The following is a 16,587-nucleotide window of genomic DNA, read 5'->3' on the forward strand; positions in this document are numbered from 1 at the left end:
TCTGATGTCTGCTCATTTACGGACATTTTGTTCGTCCTCTCCAGCCTCGTCTGACAGTGACGCATTATCTGTATCACTGTCAGACGAGCAATTGGTCTACATTTTATTGTACTATAAGGGTTCAGGAAGATATCCATCCTCCACATCCAGTATCATTTTTCACCAGGAAGTGCAATCTGCTCCATTGAGAAATCACTATGGGCTGTTTGACGCTTTTGGCTTTCCAGAAGGAACGACGTTCGTGGATGTGTCCATTCTCAAGCTCAAACATGTCGTTGTAGTCAGTAGAAGAGAGGAGCCAATCGATGGAATATAGGCAACTTGGCGGTTCTGGCCTGAAAGTTTCTACACTTAGCTTTGGGACAGCAACCTTTGGTGGGGGAAACGCTTTTTTTAGTGCCTGGGGCAAGACCGATGTGGACGAGGCACGTCACCTGGTCGATATCTGCCTGGAGGCGGGCGTTAATCTATTCGATACAGCGGATTCTTACTCTGGAGGCCTGGCAGAAGAGATTCTAGGCAAGGCTATCGCGGGACGGCGCGACCAGTTGCTTATTTCAACAAAGGCAACTTTCCGCACCGGCGAAGGACCCAACGCACTGGGTTCTTCACGCTATCACCTGATCCAGTCCTGTGAAGACAGCCTGCGCCGCCTGAATACGGATCATATCGATATCTATACGATGCATGGCTTCGATGCGCTTACTCCTGTTGAGGAGACGCTACGCACGCTTGATACCCTGGTGCAGAGCGGCAAAGTACGCTATATCGCCTGCTCTAATTTCTCGGGATGGCACCTGATGAAATCACTTGCCACCGCACAGCACTACGGCTGGACGCGCTATGCGGCCCACCAGGCCTTCTACTCTCTGGCCGGGCGCGAATACGAATGGGAACTTATGCCACTCGCTCTCGATCAAAAGGTCGGCACGATCGTCTGGAGCCCTCTGGCCTCAGGAGTACTCTCCGGAAAAATACGCCGCAACCAGCCAGCCCCTGCGGGCAGTCGCGTGCAGCAGATAGGCTCAGAGGGATCTCGTATCTCTGACGAGAAGTTATATGAGATCGTGGATGCACTCGACGCCATAGCCGAGGAGACGGGCAAGTCGGTAGCGCAGATCGCTTTGAACTGGTTGTTGCAGCGTCCCACGGTCGCCAGCGTTATCGTTGGTGCTCGCAACGCAGAGCAACTCAAACACAATCTCGGCGCGGTCGACTGGAATCTTACTGCCGAGCAGGTCGATAAGCTCGATAAGGCCAGCGAAATTCCAACCATCTACCCATACTGGCATCAACGCCCCTTTGCTGAACGCAACCCTCTAGCCGTCCCTTACTACAAGGAGCGATAAGCCAGATGAGCAGGCCAAACGCTCAATAGCTACCTGCTAGTTTTCTTTCTGTGCGCTGGTAATTTCTGCCAGCGCATAGATTTCTTCTAAACATTCCACCCACCTTTCTTGCTCCATGAGGCCGGCGGCACTGCACCTGAGCGTCAATACCAGCGATATTTTAGCGTATTTTTGCGAATGGGCTTTTCACTCCAAAACCAGCCCCACCCAAATTGAGAGCATGAGAAGACGCGATGCGCTTCATTGAGCGCACCGCGAGATGCGTGGCAGTCTGGTTATTCCGATGATAGTCTAGCGACGCTCGAAAAGGTCAAGGCGCCAGTCATTGCACTGCATGAAGTTGCCCTTTGGATACTCGAACTCACATTCCTCAACCAGCGTGAATCCTAGTTTCCTGCAGACCGCGTTCGATGGTGGATTATCAATAGATGGAAAGGCGTGCAGAAACCGGTGCTTGCCGTCCGCCCTGGCACTGGCGATGGCCTGAGCGGTTGCTACGCTCGCGATGCCACGTCCCTGAAAGGCGGGAAGCACCGCCCACCCCATTTCATAGATCGGCTCTTCGCGCCAGATACTATCCCAGTAGCCAACCGACCCGACCGCCTCACCGGTAGCCTCATGGATAATCTTGAACATCCGGCCTTTGCCAGATGCTGCGAGTTGCTCGTAGCGGATCTGGCGTCTGGCGAGCTGCTCATCACTCTCAGGGCCACCAAGATGAGTAGTCATCTCTGGGTCACCCAGTAATTGCTTCAAGAGGGTCAGATCACCCTCACCCCATGGCTTGATACGAACTGCGTTCTGGTTAGATAGGTCGCGCGGTGGATTACTGCTGGCGGTCATTCCGATCTCCTTTCGGAAGTGCCTCGATGGCACTTAAGCAAACAGAGGCAAGCAGGGGTCGCCTGCCGTTATCTGTTCATTTCGATTTACATACTCGTTCAGCGTATGAGTAGCTTTTTATTTTACCATACAGTGTTTCTCCAGCTGGCTCAGTCAGATTCATATGCTATGGCAAGGAAATATGACAGAAGGTGTCATTAAGAACAGCTAAAATTTCACATGAGAGTAAATTCAATCATAAAAGCTTGAAAGGAGAGTCGACTGTGATGAAGTATGGGCTGGATATTCCGACGGCTGGTGCATTCGCTGATCCACGCAAATTAGCAGACCTGGCTGCCGAGGCTGAAGAGGCCGGCTGGCACGGTTTCTTTCTCTGGGATACTATCTTTATGCCTGGGCATCCCGAGCTTCCGGTTGTGGACCCCTGGATTGCTCTGGCTACGATCGCCATGCGCACCCAACGGGTCAAGCTCGGAGCATTCCTGACGCCTTTGCCACGCCGGCGTCCCTGGCAGGTAGCTCGTGAGAGCGTGGGTCTCGACTACTTATCCAACGGACGCCTCATCTTTGGGGCCGCATTAGGCTATCATGATCTCGATTTTATCCCCTTCGGAGAGACTTTTGATCCCAGGATTCGAGCAGAGAAACTGGATGAGGGCCTGACTGTTTTAAATGGCCTTTGGGGCGGTGAGGTCTTTAGCTTCCAGGGCAAGCACTATCAGATTCATGACGTTAGCTTGCTCCCCAAACCACTGCAATCTCCGCGCATTCCTATCTGGCTTGCTGGAGGGTGGCCGCGCCGCAAGCCACTGCAGAGGGCGGCTAGCTGGGATGGCATTTATCTCATGACCACCAATCAGGTGACTGGTCAAATGCTTACTCCTACAGAAGTTCGCGACGCCGTCGCCTATATCAATACTTATCGCACAGGGCCAGAACCGTTTGATGTGGCGTTGAATGTTACACCCTCCACGGATCGACACCAGAGTATCGAACTCGTCCAGCAGTATCGTGAAGCCGGAGCAACGTGGTGGATAGAACTAGAAACTACAGGTCAGGTAACAGAACAATCATTTGAAGCGTATCGAGAACGTATTCGTCGCGGCCCTCCCGAATAAGTCCTGCTCAGATCGCAAGCGTTTTCGTTCGAGTTGCTTCCTGTCATCTAGCCACGTTCCACAGAGTCTGATAGCGATCCTGGCTCAAGAGTACCAGAGCATGTGATAGACGATCCCCGATATGATACGATCAATACGACAAGTGAACTGAAATAGTAAATTTCTTTTGTTTCACAATCGCATATGAAAAGCAATGACAGAAACATAATTACCAGTATCGGGGAAAATTAGTATATGAGCAATCCTATATCACAGCATCAAGCTGACGCGCAGGCCGAAACCTTTGCGCCACGGGTGCGCGCAAAGGCTGAACCTATCAATCGCGCTATGCACGTCCTTAAAAAGGTTCCTGAAATTACCGTCTACTTCTGGATCATTAAATTGCTAACCACCGCGATGGGCGAGACAACCTCTGACTACATGGTCAACCATATCGATCCTGTTATCGCGGTAGCTATCGGGGGTCTTGGCTTGCTTGCCGCACTCGTATTGCAGCTTGTAGTACGCCGCTATGTGCCATCGATCTACTGGCTAGCCGTCGTCATGGTCGCCATATTTGGTACGATGGCCGCCGATGTACTACACATTGGATTAGGCATCCCCTATCTCGTATCAACCGTGTTCTTTGCAGCTGCACTTGCTGTTATTTTTGGTGTCTGGTACGCGAGCGAGAAAACCCTGTCTATCCATAGCATTTATACGCTCCGCCGTGAGCTGTTTTACTGGGCGACCATAATTACAACATTCGCGCTCGGCACAGCCCTGGGCGATATGACCGCGAGCACACTGGGACTGGGTTACTTATCTTCGGGTATGCTCTTTGCCGTATTATTCGCTTTACCAGCCCTCGCCTACTGGCTGCTGGGTTTGAATGAGATCCTTGCCTTCTGGTTCGCCTACATCGTAACGCGGCCGCTGGGTGCCTCGTTTGCCGATTGGATGGGAAAACCAAAAAGTGCGGGTGGCGTTGGAATCGGTACGGGCACGGTCAGTCTGGTTCTAGCAATTTTGATTGTTGGCTTTATCGTCTATCTGACCATCTCTCACAAAGATAGCAAAGGCAAACAACCATAGCTTTTTCGAGCGCGAAGGGTAGGAAAGTGGCAGTTATGGGAACTCAAAGCCACTTTCCCAAGGAAGATTAGAATTGCCCTGGTTCAGTTCAGAGATCGAAGGTGTAGCTTTCGCCGGACCCGATCACCCGTACCTGGTTTCCGACGCCCACTTTCACGGACTGGTTCAAGCTGTTGACCTCGGCGCCGACGCGCAGGCGACCTTCTTCGACAGTGACGTTGATCAGTAGCCCTCTGAAGCGCATAGGGAGGGTCAGGCCGCGCATATGGTCTATGGCCTTGGGGTTGAAGTAAAGAACGCCGTCGCGAATCACCTCGCCCAGATAACTGCGCTGCACCAGATCCAACGTCCCTGACATTACACCCATGTGGATACCCTCAGCCGTGGTGCCGCCCTGGATGTCGCCGACGTCGCTCTCTAATGCCACCATGTAGCGCTCCCAGGAGGTCCCCAGGTCGATATCTGCAAAGATCCCGGCATACGATACGAAGCTCAGGGTGGAGCCGTGTGAGGTGCGAGCATCGTAGTAATCGATGCTCTTGCGCATGATCTCAGGAGTGCAAGCATAACCAAGACGATCAAAAATCTGCTTCAGCTCATCCGGCCGGAACAGGTAGAACAACAGCACGGTATCCGCCTGCTTTGACAGCTTGTAGCGGTCGGGCTCTTTTCCTTCCGCACGCAGGATGCGGTCAAGCCTCTGGATGTTGCCGTACTTTCGGCGATAGGCCTCCCAGTCCAATTCCTCCAGATTTTCCCAGCCCTCGAACTGGCTGATAATTCCATCGTCATGGAAGGGGACATACATCTTGCGGCTCATATCCTTCCAGGTCTCAATCTCCTGACTGGTAAGGTTAATGCGCTCACGAAGTGCGCGGCGGCGGCGCTCTGCCAACATGACGGGCAACCTGCTCGCAATATCCGAGATCCAGGCCACCATCACGTTGGTGTAAGCGTTATTATGCAGACCGGGCTTATCCGAGTCGGGATATTTCTCGTGGAACTCGTCAGGACCCATGACGCCATGGATTTCGTAGCGGCCACGTTCCGGGTTGAAGTGAGCGATGCTGGCCCAGAAACGCGCGATCTCCAACATCATCTCGGCACCCGGACCAAGCAGGAAGTCGGTATCGCCGGTGGCCTGGATATAGTGCCAGATATTGTAGAAGATAGCCGCGCTTACGTGCCTCTGGTTCCGGCTCAGATCCGGCTCCCACAATCCGGAGCGCGGGTTAAGATGCACAACCTGGGTCTCTTCCTCGCCATCGCTGCCGCTCTGCCAGGGATACATTGCGCCCCGGTAGCCGGCGTCGCGAGCCAGCGCGCGGGCCTCGTTGAGCCTGCGGTATCGGTACATCAGAAGGCCGCGCGTGATCTTCGGCAGCCGGAAGTTCAGGAAGGGATAGACGTAGAGCTCGTCCCAGAAAATGTGGCCGCGATAGGCCTCCCCGTTGAGGCCGCGCGCGGCAACTCCGGCGTCCAGATCGGCCGTATGGGGAGAGCAGCTCTGCAAAACATGGGAGGCGTGGAAGCGCAGCAGAAACTGAACCCGGTCGTCGTTGGGCACCCGGATATCGCAATCATCCCACAGTTCGTTCCATGCACGCTTATGACGTTCGAAGGCCTCATCGAAGGTACCAAAACGTTTGGCCATCTTCTCAGCGTTGGTCAGAGGTTCGCTGATCGCCTGGTCGCGTGAGGTATAGAATGCGACCAGTTTCTCGACACGGACTGGTTGTCCTTGATGGAGATCAAAACTCAGCGTCTGATGGGCGTAGTCCTCCATCAGATAGCGCTTGCGCCCTATATCCATTTCGCCTGCCTCTCCGTACACGCGTGTCCTTACTGCCTCAGCTACGTAAATGCGAGACTGACGAGTATACGCAACTAAGGAGATGGTGTCCCAACGTGGAGTTCGGCTTGCCACTGGATGCAGGTGGCGGCCTTCAAGCTCGCGATAACGGGCGACGCCCTGGTTAAAGACGCGCGCGTCGAGAGCCGTGATAACCTCTACCGGGCCGGACCAATTCTCAGCCGTAATCGTCCACTCCAGAGCTCCCTGATGCATGTCGGCCATGCTAACGAAACGCCTGCTGGCCAGCGTCGTTTCACGGCCCCGGCGATCGCGGAAGCGCATCTTGCGCATCACCGTTGCATTCCGGAAATCCACCTCGTGCCGATAGCTCAGAAGCTCAACATTCTTCAGACTGATCGGCTCATCATCGCCGATGCGGAGCTTGAGCACAAGCCAGTTGGGAAGGTTGACCAGGTCCTCGTTGAGCACCGGCCGACCGCCCATGATGGTTGTCTCCTTATTGTAGCAGCCATGTGCGTAGGTGCCCGGATAGTGAACGTCGTCTACATCGGCCCACTCGAAGCTACCACGCGTGCAGAAATAGCCGTTGCCGGTCGAGGTCAACACCTCGCGCAACCTCTCTTGCTCGGGATTGAAGGAATCATAAGCGAGTATCCAGTCCTGTGGATTGGGCTTACCTCCACGCGGCAGCGTTTGTTTTCTGTCTGAGGATTCCAGGGTGGCAAGCCTGTTAAGGAACTCTTCCACCTCCTCAATTGTGTTCAGCACATAGTCTGCAGAGGTGGTGCGACCGGCGGTCTCCGGGTCATCGGCGCTACCAACAAAGATGCCGATGCCGCGCCCCTCCAGGGCCTTGAAAGCATCCTCATCGGTAATGTCGTCACCCAGATAGATGGGAATTACATCATCTCGGTCCAGGCCCAACGCCTCAAGCAAGTAGAGCACCGCCTTGCCTTTGTCCCAGTCCAGTTTGGGCTGAATCTCAAAGACCATCTTGCCTGGAGTAACCTTGAGCTCCTCCGGGTGCTCGCCAAGGATCTTATCAACAACCTTTTTGACGCGAGGGCGTTTTTCTTCTGCGACAAGGCGATAATGAACGGCCACTGAACTCTTCTTGGGTTCGATCAGGACGCCCGGAAGGTCAGACAAATCGGCACGCAACCTTGTCTCCACATCTCGCAGTAAGCCCTCGAAAGACGCACCCTCCTCACGCTGTATGGCCCCACCATCCGGACTCCAAATATCGAAACCGTGACTGCCCGCTACGATCAGGTTATTGATGCCCATCAGTTCCTGCACGACCCTGCGATCACGACCACTGACCACGACCACGGGCATCCGCTCGGCTAGCCTTTGCACCGCCTTCCGCATGCTATCTGAAATCACGGCGTCTTCCGGCCGGTCGCGGATCGGTGTCAAGGTCCCATCGTAGTCGAGAAAAACAGCCGGCTGCTTGCCAGCCAAACGTCGAGCCAGCGCCACATCCTCACTGAGCGCGTGCGGTAGGTCACCAATATGCTTCGCCATAGTTGCCCGCCTATGTGACTTTACGAGAAGAATGAGAAGTAGCAGTAGTATAAACTTGTGTTTTAGTCGATTGTTATCAGCAAATCGCAAAGCAACAAATACTGCTGGTCTAAACGCAGAAATGTAGCTTACCTTGATATAAGTACCATATTTTTCATCAAATTTCTAGTAAAAATGAAAGTGAGTTTGTTATTTTGCTCGAATTTAAACACATCATTTCAGATGCATCCACCTTTTGAGAATCACTAGTATAAATGATAAGCTTAGCATCCTCCTTACCTCATCTGATAACATCTGGCCCTGTTTCCTTTTTTCGTTTATAATACAGAGCAAGAGCTTTATAAATAAATTTTGCGAAAAGTGGAGACAGCGATGCATATCTTCCAATATCATCCGGACATTTTGAAGCGCTATCCGCAAGTCGTTGGTGGAGCTATTCTGGCACGGAATGTGACAAACGGACCGACTCCTGCGCAGGTACAGGCTCTCTATCAGACCGAACAGCAACAGGTCCTGGAACGCATTGGCAACACTCCTCTGAGCCAGATTGAGTCCCTGGCCGCCTGGCGGCGCGCTTTTCGTGGTTTTGGGGTTGATCCAACTCAGTACCGTAGCGCCGCTGAAGCCCTGTTGCGCCGCCTGACAAAAAAAGGGGATATTCCGAGCATCAATCTACTGGTCGATCTTGGTAATCTTGTGAGCATTCGCTATGGCTTGCCTGTGGCGGTATTTGAGTTGCGTGCTCTGCAGGGACCGGTGACGGTACATTTTGCCGATGGATCAGAGCGCTACAGCGAGCTGGGCGAAAGCGCTGAAGATCATCCAGAACCTGGTGAGGTGGTGTTCTCTGATGAAACCAAACAGGTGGTCGCACGCCGCTGGTGCTGGCGACAGAGCGAGTCCAGCGCTGCAGTCGAGCAGACGCGAGAGTGCCTGATTACCGTCGAAGCGCACCATGCCGCAGGTCACCATGACATCGAGGCCGCCGTGCATGACCTGCTCACCTTGGTGAAGGAATATGCCGGGGGCACCTTTACTTCCTCCATCCTGGATGCGCACAACCCGGCCTTGATTTACTTACCAGAGGATTAAGAACAATATTCTTGTTAACGTAAAAGGAAATATATCAATTCGAAGTACCATCTGGGATGGCAGCAGAGATATATTTCCTGCTGACTTTTTTGTTCAACTACAGTGACCAAACGTGATTGATGCCAGCTCTGCATTCTAGCGGTTGGCCGTTTCTGCCTGGTGTAAGAGGCGACGCAGCGTAACGGCCCATTCATTCGGCATATCGATCAAAGAATAGTGGTGACCAGGGAACGCTACCAGTTCGCAACCCAATCGCCCTGCCAGTATACGAGCCCCTCGAGCATACCAGGCATTTTTCTTCAGTCCCCATTCTCCAATTGCGATGAAGACCTTGATTCCGTTTTGCTTGATCAACTCAACATCTGGCAGATAATTGGTGACTGGCAGCAATTCTAGCTTTATCTGGACATCCGCTGCATCCTTCTCGCTGATGGTGGGTTCGTTACTCACCTCTTCGTGCTTCTTTGCCTCGCCGCTGGCCTTGAGCAGTTGGAGGATGGGCAACTGCGCACCCAGCATAAACTGAAAGGTAGCCAGGGATGAGCTAAAGCGGAAGGCTGTCATATAGATGCTGGCAAAGAAACGCTGCCATTTCCGAGCTTCTGGTAGCACGCGTGCTAGCGGCGCTTCGTGTGCCACGACTGCCCGCACCGCCTGCGGCTGCGTTTTCGCCATGTCCAGCGCAATGACAGCGCCGGCGCTATTACCAAACACAAAGGCAGAGGTCTCACCGGCCGCATGCAGCACAGCCACCGCATCTCGACTCTGCTGGCTGATCTCGAAATTCTGGGGATTGTTCATTGTACTGCGCCCATTGGCGCGCCGATCGTAGGTAGTAACTTTGTATTCGTCCGCGAGCAAATCCGCAACGGCTGTATAATACTTCCCCTCACCAGCCGCGATTATCAGGAACGGTTGTCCCTGGCCACGTACTTCATAGTACAGTTCGTCGCCTTCGGTTATCACACGACCCGATTGCACACGACCTGGTTTGATGTTTGCGGTATTATTGATAGTATTCATGGTATCCCTCCATTGAAATAACATGCTTCAGCCATGCAAATTAGCCCGGCCTGTTACGACCCGGCTAAATAGATACTGCACTGTCTCTTAATTGCTGGCGTGTCCGTCAAATAATACTCAATCCACAAACCAATGGCAAGAGGCTGAGGCATTTAATCAAGAATACAACACTTACCTTTATACAATTTACTTGCATATTATCCATTTATAACATATAATCATGCATGAATGCTTTTGTAAGCTAAGAGAGTCGTTTTGTTAATTTTTCGCAGATAGAAGGGATGAGGGTTATGGATAACGATTATCAATCAGAAAGCTTTCGCTTTTTTGGGCTCTGTGACGCTCTGCGCGAGGCACGACATGTGGTGGTGCTTACCGGGGCAGGCATTTCTGCCGAAAGCGGTGTGCCAACATTTCGTGATGTCATGACTGGACTATGGGCAAAATATAATCCACAGAAACTGGCAACTCCGCAGGCGTTCGAGCGTGATCCCAAGCTCGTTTGGGAGTGGTATGCCTGGCGGCGCGAGCTAGTCTCGAAGGTCGAGCCCAATGCAGGACATCGCGCTCTGGTAGATCTAGCACAACGCGTTCCACGCCTGACGTTGATTACCCAGAATGTTGATGGGCTGCACCAGCGAGCTGGCAGCCAGGACGTAATAGAACTTCATGGCAACATCCAGCGCGTAAAATGCGCTAAGGAAGGTACAGTCATTGAACGATGGGAGGAGACTGGCGAGGTTCCACCGCGTTGTCCTAACTGCGGAGGATGGTTGCGTCCAGATGTGGTATGGTTCGGTGAAGTACTTCCGGTGCAGGCTTTCAATGATGCGGCGTTAGCGGCGTTGGACAGCAATGTCTTTCTCTCGGTTGGTACCTCGGGTCTCGTCGAGCCAGCTGCCTCCCTGCCACTAATCGCAGTCCGACGAGGTGCGCGTGTGGTCCTCGTCAACCCGGAAGAGACGCCGCTTCTGCATGAAGATGTGGATTTTCTGTGTGGCCCTGCTGGCGTGATGCTGCCAGCCCTGATACAAGAAACCTGGCCATCGGAAGCTGATTAAATCTCCATAGCATGGGGGCGAATGTCATTTGTCCAGGCAAGTGTTGATTGCCACGATGAGCAGTGCCAGAAGCATGCTCATCACGCCGATCGAGACTAACTATGTAATCGCAAAGAAACGCAAAGCCAGGCCCCCATAGCAGCACCACCAGCAATCCCCAGATAGAGAGCTGAATTATTGAGCGCCAGAATCACATTAGCGTGTTCGGGTACAACGTTTAACAAACGCTGTTGTTGAGGAATAAAAAGCAGGGCAAAACTCATTCCCTAGAGCAAGAGCATCATTGCTCCACTGATGATTGTGGTCGTTAGTATAAGAAATTGTAAAAATTTACGTTGCACCCCGCGTAAGAGCTAACTTGACAAAGCTATTTCCATGTTCTATTCTCAGTGTAGGTTAAAGCAACCGTACAATAAATCGCGAGTGCGCTTGTTTACTCCTTAAAGCACTTGTAAACAAGCTCCATGTATGAGAGGTTAGACAACAAGGAGGTACCTGGGAATATTTAGAAAGGGTCAATTATATATGAAATCTTCTTCCTGGAACCCGCTATTCAGATCCTCCCTCTTACTTTTGTGTACTATAGATATCTGGTCAGTTTAAAGCAAGCTCTTTGTAGATGTCCTCCTCTTTAGAGATGCCGCCAGTGTAGGGAACATTCTCATGATGTTATGTACTCGATAGGTTTTATCTGATCTCAGGAGGAAATTATGCGCTTCGGGAAAAAGCAAACAAAACCTGAGCAGGATACTGACCAGGAGCAAAAAGGAAAACCTGAGCAGAATACTGACCAGGAGCAAAAAGGAAAATCTGAACAAAATACTGACCAGGAACAAAAAGAAAAATCTGAACAAACTGATAAGCAAGAACAAAAACCTAAGCAAGGAAAACGTACTGATGCAGAACAGAAACCTGATCAGGAAGAAGAGCAGGAAGGCAAGCCTGAAGCAACGGACAAATCACTAAATCAAGTGTTAGAAATTCTGAAGCAAGCGAAGCTAATCAATATGGATGCTTCGTTAAAATCTCTAATCAAGCAAGGCAAAATTGTGCCGCCAAAGGAGTGGGGTCTCCTGCTGGCATCAGGGCACTGGTTGCTCCTTTGGAGAAGAAAAGGTCTCTAATCTGGAAGTCAGACGAATTTTTGGCTAAAGCCCACAAAGAAACCCGCCTATCGGCCAGAGGTTTGCACCTCGTGGTTTGCGGCGGGTTCACACGTATCAAGCAAAAGTATCAGGATTTAATGCGGGGCGAAGTAATAAATGGATCCTCTTCCCACCAGTTAATGCCGAGTGATTTTGCCTTATCCACTGAGGCAACGAGCAATCTGATTTTGATGGTTATAAGTTCCACATCGATCAAGTTGATTTTAATATCTCCTACAATAACTACTCCTTTGTCAAGGATACGCTCTAAGAGATCAGCTACATTCGTCGTTTGTGCAGTAGTAACCTGTTCTGCCATAATTAGCCTCTTCTCTTCCTTTGATTATGCGGGTTGAGCATACCATTACTGTTTTCAGACACGGGCTGGATGCATCGAGAAGACAATCCAGTTCATGTCCACACGGCATGCCATGATAGCTTTTGATAAAACTCATAGGAGATCACCCAAAGGCCCTAAGTTCAGGTTGAGATCTTCATCGGTGAGATCAAACGTCTTTTTCAATTCTGCGATCTTCTCATTCAGGAGAAAAAAGGCATTGCCGACACGTTCAATCTCGGTTTCCGTCAGTTGCTCATCCTCAATCCGTCGAATAGCTTGCTTCTCCATCAATTGCCGTATCAAGTCGACGAGGGTTAAAACTAAGGCCACCAACCCTTTTTCGACATGTTCAGGATCAATGTTGATACCGGATTCAGCACGTTGTTGTGGCCTGGTATCACTAAAAGGGAATGGCGCTTTGACACTTGTGTCATGATCGCGTTGAGCGTTCCGCGCGTGGCGAACATCTGTCTCTTCTCCGGATTTTGGAGCAGTAGTGCTATGCGCAGCCGACGACTGGTTTAAAAGCTCTTGCGGGGATGGCCCTTCCTTTGCAGGAATGTCTCTTTCACCGCGATCGCCACTTCTCGCAGCACGCTCAACCGTTTTCACCGCAGCAAGTAGTAGTGATAAATTAAGGTAGACAAGATCAACATCGGCCACCGTGAGCAAAATCTCACCTTTTACCATCACGCCTTTATCAATCAACCTGTCTAAAAGCTCAAGAAGTGTCACCTGATAATTTCTGATTGTCTGATCATCAACCTGTCTTCGTTGATTTTCCATCGGCACTCCTGGCAGTCGCATTGTGGATTATTATGCGCTGCTTTACTTCATCTCATTTGGCCATTGATAGACCTGTGGATATATTAAGCCGTTCTCAACGAAATCTTGCAGGGTGGTGTAGGCCGCGTTGATACGCTGGAATTCTCCCGCTTCCTCTGCGCTGCTTTTATCTGGATGATATTCTTTGGCTAGTTGATGGTAAGCATTGCGAACCGACTCATCAGTGATCTCAGCAGGTAGACGAAGGGTCTTCTTAGCCTCTTCAATACTGGCTGGATCAAATCTCTGGACTTCAATGGTAGAGAAACTATATGGTGGCAGGGGACCGACGATGCGAAAATGAATACGGCTCTCTAGATCTTGATCCAGGATATCAATAGCACGATAAAAAACGTCCTCGCGCTGCTTATCCAGCAAAAACGCAGCATTGAAGATCATCTCATCGCTGGCAAGATCATGCTGACAGACATTTTCCACTTCCTGTTGGAGGGCACGCAAAATGGCCTGCTGATATTCCACTTTCTTTGTCTGCATTGCCTGTCCAATATATTGTCCGAGCATGATTTTATCCTCAAGACTAACGCTCCCACCTTTTTCTGTCAGTTCCTGTTGCTTTGCTCGCACCTGGCCATTCTCCTGAGAGATAGTGGCTAGTATCTTGGGCAATTCCCAACGTGCCACAACATCCAGTTCTATATGTCCCTCCATCTGGCTCAACATATCACGAAAGAGGGCCTGACCTTTGTCCAATAACGCCATCACCTCATCCTTCGTTTCTACCATGGTCCCAAATTTGACTGGTAGGATGACAAATCGTTCCATTGCTTTCTCAACGACAAGGTTATGAATCGCCAGGTCTTTGACGGCTTTTTCTTGCTCGAGCGATTCGTAGCGGGTAAAGGGATTGATAGACACAACAGCAGCTAAACCTTGAAAGTTTATAGTAAACACCCGAGGAACTGCTGCGTTATTAATGCTGAAGCCCGGGGATTCTTGAGGATCACTGGTTTTGATAATGCCGTAGATATAGATGCCACTGGTCATAAAATCTCCTGGTATATCAAATCAGGAACGCGGGCAAAATTGCGCATTGAATGTGCGTTCGAGATCACAAAACTCATACTTTATCTCTGTAAGTCACCCCATGCTGTAAAAAGCATTTGGAAACACCACCTGGACGCGGCTCGCTGCGCCGCCACAGCTCATCATTTGGAATGACTTAGTTTCCAGAAATGGTAATGGCTTCCGAGGCAGCTTCGCTTATCCAAATGAATAGCATTTAATACTGCTAGTATACAAGCTAGCAGTATTAAATGCGAGCCCTTCCATTGTAAGCTTGATTGATCCATAAAAACCCGCACCCAACATTCCCACAACGAAGTATGAAAAAGCATAGTTATGCTGCACTGCAGTCGAGAATCTATTGCTAGAAATATGTAAATTATTGGTAGAGTTTCAATGATACATTTGGAGATGGTTGTGCTTGATAAAATTCCAATTTGAGTGATAGTATAGTCTATAGTAGCTCTTCAAGCTGAAGTCGATAAAGTCCTCTTATTGAGAGAACACAAAAGGGATTGTCAATCAATAAAGGTGTGCTAGTCCTAAATATGGAGCGCAGGCCAGGAGCGTTGATGCATCGCAGATATCCTCCTCATTCAAACAATTTAAGGAGCAAACAATGAATGGTGAAGAAGGCTTCTATCTTTATGGTATCATTGCCACCAACAACAAACAGGATTTTGGTCCGATTGGTATTGGCGGCAGAGGTGATAAAGTTTATGCGCTGGCATACCAGGATATTGCCGCAGTAATTTCTAAATCACCCATTCAAAAATATGATGTCACCAGGGATAACGTATCTGGCCATGCCCAGGTCTTAGAAACGGTTGCGAAAGACTATACGGTTCTCCCCGTACGCTATTGTACTATTGCTACAGATGAAGAAATGATTATAAGTAAGCTGTTGAAGGAGCGTCATCAAGAACTTGTTCAGTTATTACAAGAGATGCAAGGGAAGATAGAGCTGGGCTTAAGGGCTCGCTGGCAGGATATGGATGCGATTTTTGCCGAGGTGGTGGAAGAGAACCAAACCATAAAAACAATGAAAGAAGCAGCCTTACGTGAAAAAGATAAGCAAAAAAAATATGCCGACAGTGTCAAAATCGGTGAAATGGTACAGAAGGCACTCGAACAAAAGAGAACCAGGGAGACACAGGCATTGCTCGACGCAATCAAACCGCTGAGTCTGGATTATAAAGAGAACCAACTTTATGGGGATATGAACCTTTTGAATGCGGCCTTTTTAGTAGATAAAGCAAAGGAAGGTGATTTTGATCAAAAAGTAAACGATTTGCAAAAAGAACATGAAAACAGGACGCTACTAATCTATAACTCTTCAGCTGTTCCTTACAACTTTGTGGAATTAGTAGTCAAATGGTAAGGAGGATCCTTTGTCATTACGCCATGTATCGCAGTCATCACTCCAATTTATTCTCTTTGGAGGCAAAGGGGGAGTTGGCAAGACCACAATGGCGGCGGCTACTGCAGTAGAACTGGCCCGGAAACACAAAGTACTGCTCTTTACAACCGATCCTGCACCATCGCTGGCAGATAGCTTTGGGCAGACTATTGGCAACGAGCCCACAGCTGTTGAACAGGTGCCGAACCTTTTCGCGATGGAAATAGATGCCAGCAAAGTACTTAAAGAGTTTAAAGAGGAATATGGCAACGAAATCTTAGAGATCTTGCAGCAAGGCACCTATCTGGCGGACGAAGAAACCGAAGAGCTCTTTCAACTTGAGATTCCCGGGCTGGATGAAGTCATGAGCTTTAAAAAGATCATGGATTTTATGGAGAGCTCAGACTACGAGATGTACCTTGTCGATACTGCACCAACCGGCCATACATTGCGGCTCCTTATGCTACCGGACCTTTTAGATAACTGGATAAAGTTTCTTGGTACTCTACGCTGGAAGTATCATACCATGGTCAGACACTTTGCGCAAAAAGAGCATATTGAGAGTGCCGATAAGTTTCTGGTGGATATGAAAAAGACGGTGAAGAAGGTTCACTCACTCTTACAGAATGAGGAGAAAACAGAGTTCGTGGTAGTCACGATTCCTGAGAAAATGGCTGTCTCGGAAACACAGGACTTAATACACAGCCTGGAGAAAATGCAGATCCCATCTCAAGATATTATTATTAACAATATCTTTCCTCAGGATGAGTGTGATTTTATGAAGCAAAGAAGAAGCTTTCAAGATCAATATATCCAGAAAATGAAGGAGATTTTTCTTCACCATACCATCACAGAGGTTGTTTTACAGGCCACCGAAGTTCAGGGCATTGCAAGACTACAAACATTAAGTACACGGTTATTTACTGGAACGCCAGAAGAGGATGGTTAAAGT

At 49.9% G+C, this 16,587-nt stretch carries 14 protein-coding genes and 1 pseudogene; 8 read left to right on the top strand and 7 right to left on the bottom strand.

Annotation, left to right across the window (positions count from 1 at the left end; translation table 11 throughout):
- Positions 1-305 precede the first annotated feature (305 nt).
- Positions 306-1,349, top strand: coding sequence for an aldo/keto reductase (locus tag JMI88_RS05630; RefSeq protein ID WP_201360778.1), 1,044 nt, complete (start codon positions 306-308; stop codon positions 1,347-1,349).
- Between the two features lie 291 nt (positions 1,350-1,640).
- Here the strand turns inward: JMI88_RS05630 and JMI88_RS05635 are convergent, their stop codons facing one another.
- A complete protein-coding gene (locus tag JMI88_RS05635) occupies positions 1,641-2,192 on the bottom strand; it encodes a GNAT family N-acetyltransferase (protein ID WP_201360780.1) in 552 nt (183 codons plus the stop codon).
- A 266-nt stretch (positions 2,193-2,458) separates the two neighbouring features.
- Between JMI88_RS05635 and JMI88_RS05640 the strand changes: the two genes are divergently transcribed.
- Together JMI88_RS05640 and JMI88_RS05645 are read left to right on the top strand one after the other, a co-directional pair.
- On the top strand, positions 2,459-3,310 hold the full coding sequence (locus JMI88_RS05640) for an LLM class flavin-dependent oxidoreductase (protein ID WP_236022847.1): 852 nt from the start codon (positions 2,459-2,461) through the stop codon (positions 3,308-3,310).
- A gap of 327 nt (positions 3,311-3,637) precedes the next feature.
- Complete coding sequence (locus JMI88_RS05645) at positions 3,638-4,384, top strand: COG4705 family protein (RefSeq protein WP_373323778.1); 747 nt, start codon at positions 3,638-3,640, stop codon at positions 4,382-4,384.
- An 88-nt stretch (positions 4,385-4,472) separates the two neighbouring features.
- Here the strand turns inward: JMI88_RS05645 and otsB are convergent, their stop codons facing one another.
- Entirely contained in the window at positions 4,473-7,727 is a 3,255-nt protein-coding gene (otsB, locus tag JMI88_RS05650) for a trehalose-phosphatase (RefSeq protein ID WP_201360785.1), read from the bottom strand.
- 372 nt (positions 7,728-8,099) lie between these two features.
- On the opposite strand from otsB, the gene JMI88_RS05655 reads away from it, so the two are divergent.
- The gene (locus tag JMI88_RS05655) at positions 8,100-8,819 is read left to right on the top strand and encodes a B3/B4 domain-containing protein (RefSeq protein ID WP_201360787.1); all 720 of its coding nucleotides are present in this window, start codon (positions 8,100-8,102) and stop codon (positions 8,817-8,819) included.
- Between the two features lie 135 nt (positions 8,820-8,954).
- Here JMI88_RS05655 and JMI88_RS05660 read toward each other — a convergent pair whose 3' ends face one another.
- Positions 8,955-9,842 (bottom strand): alpha/beta fold hydrolase, encoded by an 888-nt coding sequence (locus JMI88_RS05660; RefSeq protein WP_201360789.1) that lies wholly within the window; start codon positions 9,840-9,842, stop codon positions 8,955-8,957.
- Between the two features lie 290 nt (positions 9,843-10,132).
- Between JMI88_RS05660 and JMI88_RS05665 the strand changes: the two genes are divergently transcribed.
- Both JMI88_RS05665 and JMI88_RS05670 read left to right on the top strand, forming a co-directional pair.
- Positions 10,133-10,903 (top strand): SIR2 family NAD-dependent protein deacylase, encoded by a 771-nt coding sequence (locus JMI88_RS05665; protein WP_201360791.1) that lies wholly within the window; start codon positions 10,133-10,135, stop codon positions 10,901-10,903.
- Between the two features lie 710 nt (positions 10,904-11,613).
- Positions 11,614-12,027, top strand: a complete 414-nt coding sequence (locus JMI88_RS05670; protein WP_201360793.1) for a hypothetical protein — start codon at positions 11,614-11,616, stop codon at positions 12,025-12,027.
- Positions 12,028-12,136: 109 nt separating this feature from the next.
- Here the strand turns inward: JMI88_RS05670 and JMI88_RS05675 are convergent, their stop codons facing one another.
- The 4 genes and pseudogenes from JMI88_RS05675 to JMI88_RS05685 form a co-directional block, all read right to left on the bottom strand.
- A complete protein-coding gene (locus JMI88_RS05675; RefSeq protein ID WP_201360795.1) occupies positions 12,137-12,367 on the bottom strand; it encodes a gas vesicle protein in 231 nt (76 codons plus the stop codon).
- A 132-nt stretch (positions 12,368-12,499) separates the two neighbouring features.
- Positions 12,500-12,754 (bottom strand): gas vesicle protein K, encoded by a 255-nt coding sequence (locus JMI88_RS40570; protein ID WP_373323779.1) that lies wholly within the window; start codon positions 12,752-12,754, stop codon positions 12,500-12,502.
- Positions 12,755-13,015: 261 nt separating this feature from the next.
- Positions 13,016-13,195: pseudogene (locus JMI88_RS40575) on the bottom strand (gas vesicle protein); the annotation flags it as partial.
- 21 nt (positions 13,196-13,216) lie between these two features.
- On the bottom strand, positions 13,217-14,218 hold the full coding sequence (locus tag JMI88_RS05685; protein WP_201360798.1) for a GvpL/GvpF family gas vesicle protein: 1,002 nt from the start codon (positions 14,216-14,218) through the stop codon (positions 13,217-13,219).
- Between the two features lie 637 nt (positions 14,219-14,855).
- Here JMI88_RS05685 and JMI88_RS05690 point away from each other — a divergent pair.
- Complete coding sequence (locus JMI88_RS05690; RefSeq protein WP_201360800.1) at positions 14,856-15,617, top strand: GvpL/GvpF family gas vesicle protein; 762 nt, start codon at positions 14,856-14,858, stop codon at positions 15,615-15,617.
- A 10-nt stretch (positions 15,618-15,627) separates the two neighbouring features.
- On the top strand, positions 15,628-16,584 hold the full coding sequence (locus JMI88_RS05695) for an ArsA family ATPase (RefSeq protein ID WP_201360802.1): 957 nt from the start codon (positions 15,628-15,630) through the stop codon (positions 16,582-16,584).
- Positions 16,585-16,587: the final 3 nt, after the last annotated feature.

It is taken from the genome of Dictyobacter formicarum (assembly GCF_016587435.1).

Excerpts from the sequence above, each read along its gene's own strand:
- JMI88_RS05630 (WP_201360778.1), top strand. The coding sequence starts at position 306 with ATGGAATATAGGCAACTTGGCGGTTCTGGCCTGAAAGTTTCTACACTT.
- JMI88_RS05635 (WP_201360780.1), bottom strand. The coding sequence starts at position 2,192 with ATGACCGCCAGCAGTAATCCACCGCGCGACCTATCTAACCAGAACGCA.
- JMI88_RS05640 (WP_236022847.1), top strand. The coding sequence starts at position 2,459 with ATGAAGTATGGGCTGGATATTCCGACGGCTGGTGCATTCGCTGATCCA.
- JMI88_RS05645 (WP_373323778.1), top strand. The coding sequence starts at position 3,638 with ATGCACGTCCTTAAAAAGGTTCCTGAAATTACCGTCTACTTCTGGATC.
- otsB (WP_201360785.1), bottom strand. The coding sequence starts at position 7,727 with ATGGCGAAGCATATTGGTGACCTACCGCACGCGCTCAGTGAGGATGTG.
- JMI88_RS05655 (WP_201360787.1), top strand. The coding sequence starts at position 8,100 with ATGCATATCTTCCAATATCATCCGGACATTTTGAAGCGCTATCCGCAA.
- JMI88_RS05660 (WP_201360789.1), bottom strand. The coding sequence starts at position 9,842 with ATGAATACTATCAATAATACCGCAAACATCAAACCAGGTCGTGTGCAA.
- JMI88_RS05665 (WP_201360791.1), top strand. The coding sequence starts at position 10,133 with ATGGATAACGATTATCAATCAGAAAGCTTTCGCTTTTTTGGGCTCTGT.
- JMI88_RS05670 (WP_201360793.1), top strand. The coding sequence starts at position 11,614 with ATGCGCTTCGGGAAAAAGCAAACAAAACCTGAGCAGGATACTGACCAG.
- JMI88_RS05675 (WP_201360795.1), bottom strand. The coding sequence starts at position 12,367 with ATGGCAGAACAGGTTACTACTGCACAAACGACGAATGTAGCTGATCTC.
- JMI88_RS05685 (WP_201360798.1), bottom strand. The coding sequence starts at position 14,218 with ATGACCAGTGGCATCTATATCTACGGCATTATCAAAACCAGTGATCCT.
- JMI88_RS05690 (WP_201360800.1), top strand. The coding sequence starts at position 14,856 with ATGAATGGTGAAGAAGGCTTCTATCTTTATGGTATCATTGCCACCAAC.